The organism is uncultured Campylobacter sp., assembly GCF_937890585.1.
In the GTDB taxonomy this organism is placed as follows: Bacteria; Campylobacterota; Campylobacteria; order Campylobacterales; family Campylobacteraceae; genus Campylobacter_A.
This window is the reverse complement of sequence record NZ_CALACG010000301.1, coordinates 1-5,867: the sequence shown is the minus strand read 5'-3', so window position 1 is coordinate 5,867 and position 5,867 is coordinate 1. Positions and strand designations below refer to the sequence as shown.

Here is a 5,867-nt window from a genome sequence, read left to right as displayed (position 1 = left end):
CAATACATTCGCTTTAAAATTTTCAATTAATATTGTTTAGATATTATAATGGTATTACAATTATATTTAAAAGATATGATTCTAATATCATAAAAGTATATAGGGTAGGGTGGTGAGCTTAAGTTTTAGAAAACTATGATACTCATGAAGTTATTTACTTTTTTATTTGGCAATATTAAATTCGCACATTTTTCATTTTGTATTTAAATTCTATTTTTCACCTGTTGTTAGCATGTGTATTATTCTTATTATTGCTCTTTTTAGGTTAGCGTTTTTTGCTTTCGCTTTACTTATGTACATGGCTATTTTTCATTAGCAGGTGAATTTTGTCTTTATTTAAAAGCAAAAGTTGTTTCAGTATCAGTATAATAGAATCCGATTAAAATACAAGCTGTTAAACTAAATAGATAGTTGTAGACATAGACTACTTATTTGTAGTTTTGCTGTTCAAACTTTTTATGATCAAGCAGATTACTAAACAATTCTCAAGCCGATTTGCTATTTTAATTTTATACTTCCTGCCGGAGATTTGGTTCATTGGTATCAAATTTTGTTATTAAGAATAGATATTAATGAAAGGACAACAGCTTATAAGATAGTTATTGATGCCACTATCACAAGTGCTATAATAACTAAAGCAACTGCAACGGTTATTATTATAGGCTTTGCAAGTGTATCAATCTTATTTTTTGCCTTTGCAATTATCATCAGTTTATCTGTTGCTTCAAATAGTATCATAGGTACAGCCCATGATAGATAATACCCTAAAAATATCATCCCACTAGCGGGGATAAAAAATATTAGTATATTCGATATGAGTAAAATATTTGTTTTTACAGTATCGTTTTTTACATTAAATTTGTCCATTAGGCTTAGCGCTGTCCAAGTAATGATAAAAAACATTAACGTATAAGACATGGCAGCTATAAGTGGATGAACTTTTCTAAGTCCATTAGGCAATATAGATGCAGTTGTAATGGTATCAGCTAGTATTAGAACCCCACTTCTTGTATCTATTGTAGTGTTTATTATATCTCCTGAGTTTTTATAATCAGATCCTATAAGTACGATAGCATCGTTAAAGTCTTCATCTATATTATCAAGTTCGCCTGCTTGGTAGATAGTGATATTTTTATAGTTTGAAGCCTTGGCTACATCATCTATTCTTTTAAAAAGTATGCGAGAGTTTAACATCTCGTCAAAACTAGGTTTATAACTTGCATCACACTCGCTATTTTCATTATTATTAGTCAAACTAAATATCTTAGCTATATGTGCTATTTTTTTGCCATCTTTACAAAGATAGGGGCTATAACCTCTTATTATACCGTCTTTATTTTGATCTACTTGAACAGATGCAAATTTCACGCTTTTATTAAGATATGGTTGTATAAACATCTTGTTAGTATAAGTTGGTATATATATCGGGTACTCTTTGGCATGAGCATTTAGTGCATCTATTAGTGTTTTGTCGTCAGCTGTTATGGTGCCATTTATATCGCCACTATATGCAAGGTAGTAATCCAGTAGCACCCCTTTTGGTTTTTGTCCTGCGATTTTAGAGTCTAGTTTATTTAGTATATTTGCCAGTAGCGATCGCGGCGTATAGTTAAAGCCTAGCGTTTCATTACCATTGCTTAGGTTGTGATCACGTAGATATTTTTCATCTATCATCACTACTATTATGCGTGGTGCATTTGTGGGGTTTTGGCTAACATGTGAGTATGTTTTTAGTGTGATGTCATACTCGACGTCGCCTATACTTTTTCTAATAAACTCATAATCAGATATCGCATTATATACTAGATAGCAAATGCCAGCTAGCACTCCAAATACAATAGAAAATTTAAAATTTCCTAGCTCTTTTAAAAGTGCTAGCTTTGGACTTAGTGTACTTTTAGCTATTACTAAAAGGCTTGACTTGATCAAATTTAACAATGTCATAAACTTGCTTATTTAACTTCTAGGCAGTATATGTCGTATTCATCCCTATCTAAAAATCTCATAATATCGCCTGATTTATATGATACTTTTGAGTTATTTGATGATATTATATTTTGATCTTGTACTTTATACTCATCTACTAGCTCGCCATCTCGGTAGTATAGTATAGAGCTAATGCTTGGAGCAAGTTTTAGTGTCTCTTTTTTTGCATCAAATGCAGCGCAGTTTGAGTCACCTCTAGTAAAGGCGTTTTTGTTTTCTACTTCAACCTTTGCAAAGTAAGCTTTTATGCCAGCAAGAGATAATATACCAGATGATTTACTAGCAGTGTATTGATCGCCTGTCTTGTTAAGAGTTAGCTTTTTATTAGAAACATCATCTTTTAAACTTATCTTGCCATCACCACTTATGTATTCGATAAGCGAACCTTCATCCGCCATTTTGCTAGTGCTTGGTTTGCCATCGATATGATAGACTACATTACCTTGCGTGGTTAAAGATACGTTTGCGATAGCAAGTGATGCCATTAGGGGCAAAGCCAGGGTGAGTTTTAGCATTGTAAATCCTTTTAAAAAAATAATAAGATATTAATACATACCGACTTAAAGTGGAGTGAAATTAAGTCGGTATAAAACTTATTCTCCGTTTATTATAAAAGCAGCCCAATAATATGGATGAAGCCCTTGTTTTATCATATTGAGTTTAGCTTTTTTTAACAGCACATTATATTCATTTTCGCTATTGTTAGCTTGGCTTTTCCAAGCCCCATTTTCATCGAGATTAACATTTTTAATGTTGTTGTAAAAATCTTTCATTAGTCCAACAGTTTGTTTGTCATCCACTTTCCACAAACTCATCATGACGTTTTTTACACCAGCTTGCATAAATGTTTTTGGTAGCGCAGCAACAGAATTAGTATCTGCCATATCAACGACACCTGTTTCGCATGCTGATAATACAACCATATCAGTTCCCTGTAAATTTAATCCAGATAGTTTTAATGCGGTTACAACACCATCTTTTGTTTTTGTGTTTGCTCCACTTAAGGCTATACCTGATTTTAACATAGGGTTAAGGATATTGTGATCATTTATAAAGAACCCGTGAGTAGTTACGTGTAGAATTTTTGGAGAAGTTACCTTAAACATGTTTTCAAGGCTTGCATTTTCACGGTTATATACATCTATATTATCAGCAAATATACCCTTGATCGCTTCCTCTTCTTCTTTAAAGCCCTTTAATCTTGTAAAAAATTCTACAGAATTTACGGCTCTAGTCATAACCTCTTCATTTACGTTTGTAGTATTGATATCAGATATATTAGCCTTTACTGAGCTACTTGATACCTTATCATATGCTGGGTCACTAAAGACAGCCATGTGATTTTTTGTGTCAGATGTGTTAAATCTATGCGTTCTTACAAATTCTTTTGCAGACATTATGTATCTAATGTCATTATTTTCAATAAAATAACCAGAGCCAGTTACCAGAGCTTCAAAAGGCATAAGTCGCAATGCTCCGTCCGTAGAAACTATAAATTTATTGTGGTTGCCAAGTTTTTGGCTAATATTTTTGTTAAAGATTAGCTTATAAAGACTTGATAGCGTTTCAGTGCTCTCTTTAGAGATAGTGTGATTTTGCTCACTACTCTTTGCTAATTTTTCTATATCTTTTCTAAAACTATTAATAAGATCATTAATCTTTTTACTATCTTGGTAGCTATAGACAAAAAGGTCTATATTTTTCTTATTATCAGCTATAAAAACAAAGTATTGTTCTTTTGCATAACCAAAATCCACATATAACTCATCATTGTTTATATAGTTTGCTATATCTGAAATAGTAATTTTTTCTAGCTTTTTCTCCTCTTGGAATTTTTCAGAGGCACTCGCGAGCTCTAACTCGATACCGTTGATTTCTTTTTCTAGCTTTTCAATTTCATTTTTATCTTTTTTTTGAATATTTAGTTCGGCCAGTGTTCGCTGTTTGGCTTCAAACTGCTCTATCTTATCCAGTATATTCTTATCAGTTATATAATACTTCATCATAGCTATTGTGTTTTCTTTATCTAGCAAACTACCTTTTGAGTTGATAAAAAAATCAAACGCAGATGATTTTAGGGCTTTGATGTTTGAGTTTGCCTTGTTTGATTGTGCAGCTTGATAAATCGAATCAACCAGTGTAAGAAGGTATAAGCCATTGTTTTCCAGAAATTTCTTTTGGTCAGAACTTTGTAAATTTTTAAAAGATTCTTTTCTATTATTATCAAAATCTATATACGCTTTTTGAGCGTATTCTGCTGCATTATTATAGTCTTTTAAGCCATGATATGCTGTTGCTATGTTTAGGTTGATAAGTGGTTCTGGATTTCTTTTTTCTAAAAATTCTTCTGATACTTTGTAGTATTTTATAGCATTTTTTAAAAAGCCCATTTCGTGTAGCAGCGCACCAGAATCTATAAAATATATCCAACTTGTACTATAAGCTTCATTTGGTTGTTGATATTTTACCATTTTGTCATAATTTTGTATATTGCTTTTCATGAGTTCTTTTGTAGATATGCTTGGGGTACGAGTGCTGCCTATTATTTCTAAATTGAGTCCATACGCTTTATTATTTGATGATAAACAAAACTCAGCAAGTGGATGATTATAAATATTATATGCAAGCTTATAGTCATCTATAGCTAGATCTATTTTACCCTCTGAAAGATAGTTGTGAGCGATATTATAGTAAAGCTCCATTATCTCAGGTTCGTCCCCACAGCTAATAACAAGTTCACCATTGCTTATAAGCGATTTAAATTTTTGATTAACTAAATCTCTAAAAATAGTGTTAGAGTTTTTATATTGACCTACTTTTTGATAGCTTTTTGCAAGTATAAACATTGCCTTAGATTTATCATAGTAAGTTGAATCCGCGGCTATGTCCTTTAGTAAATTTATAGATTTTTCATAGTCACCAACATTAAAGTATGCTTCTCCTAGTATGTCACGGTATAAGTCGCCAAAATCTTTTGTTTTAAGAGCAATTTCGGCTATCTTTTCTCCAGTCAAGATAACGGTACCATAATTTTTTGTAAATTTCATATAGTTGCCTAATTGAAAAAAAGACTTATATAATAGATCTAAAGCATTTTTATTTTCTTTACCGTTTTTAAGATGATCAAGACATATATCTATGGAATCCGTAACGTATCTAACAGCTTCATTATTTTTGCCACCTATTTCATATATATATCCATTTGCTACATCTAAATAAAATTCAGCCAACTGCAAACTATTTTCTCCATACTTTATCCTCAGTAGCCTTATTGTTTGGTAAATAGTAAAGTCATCTGAAAAAATAAAACCAGTTCCTGAATCTCTGTTAAAATCTATACTTTGTTTATAAAAATCTAGCGCTCTATCATTATCGCCTATACTGCGAAATGCAACAGCCAGATCATGAGTTTCGCAACCATAGCTATCTTGACAATAGTTCTCAACAGAGATATTGTTTTTTAAGCTTACTAATTGTTCTCCCCAGCCGTCATCATCGATATATCCCGGATCTTCAAATTTTTTCTTATCGGCTTTGAGTCTTTCTTCGTAACTTTCATACAGATACTTAAAATAAGCACGGATAGCTTCCGTATTATACTCGATCTCTTTTTCAGAGTTACCTAAATTCTTGTAAAAGGTCGCTATATCATTATATATGTAAGATACAAACTTACCATATTCATTTTTAGCATAATCAATCTTATTTTTATCACTTGGTGTGAGATATTCTATGAGCTTTAAGGCATGCTTTAAAGCATTTTGATAATCACCTTTTTTACCATATTCTTTATATGCAACGTGCTCAGCATAAAGTTCATTTTCTACGGCACAAAATACAATAGAAATACTTAATAACAAAACTAAAATACTCTTCATTTG

3 protein-coding genes are annotated in these 5,867 nt (G+C 31.7%); all 3 read right to left on the bottom strand.

All coding sequences use genetic code 11. The features are described 5' to 3' along the window. Positions 1-588: 588 nt before the first annotated feature. Positions 589-1,944 (bottom strand): CHASE2 domain-containing protein, encoded by a 1,356-nt coding sequence (locus Q0296_RS09070; RefSeq protein WP_148789936.1) that lies wholly within the window; start codon positions 1,942-1,944, stop codon positions 589-591. Between the two features lie 8 nt (positions 1,945-1,952). Further along, the gene (locus Q0296_RS09065) at positions 1,953-2,501 is read right to left on the bottom strand and encodes a hypothetical protein (RefSeq protein ID WP_148789937.1); all 549 of its coding nucleotides are present in this window, start codon (positions 2,499-2,501) and stop codon (positions 1,953-1,955) included. Positions 2,502-2,579: 78 nt separating this feature from the next. Continuing rightward, the gene (locus tag Q0296_RS09060) at positions 2,580-5,846 is read right to left on the bottom strand and encodes a CHAT domain-containing tetratricopeptide repeat protein (protein WP_298039635.1); all 3,267 of its coding nucleotides are present in this window, start codon (positions 5,844-5,846) and stop codon (positions 2,580-2,582) included. Positions 5,847-5,867 lie beyond the last annotated feature (21 nt).

Coding starts and splice junctions, on each gene's coding strand:
- Q0296_RS09070 (WP_148789936.1), bottom strand. CDS start 1,944: ATGACATTGTTAAATTTGATCAAGTCAAGCCTTTTAGTAATAGCTAAA.
- Q0296_RS09065 (WP_148789937.1), bottom strand. CDS start 2,501: ATGCTAAAACTCACCCTGGCTTTGCCCCTAATGGCATCACTTGCTATC.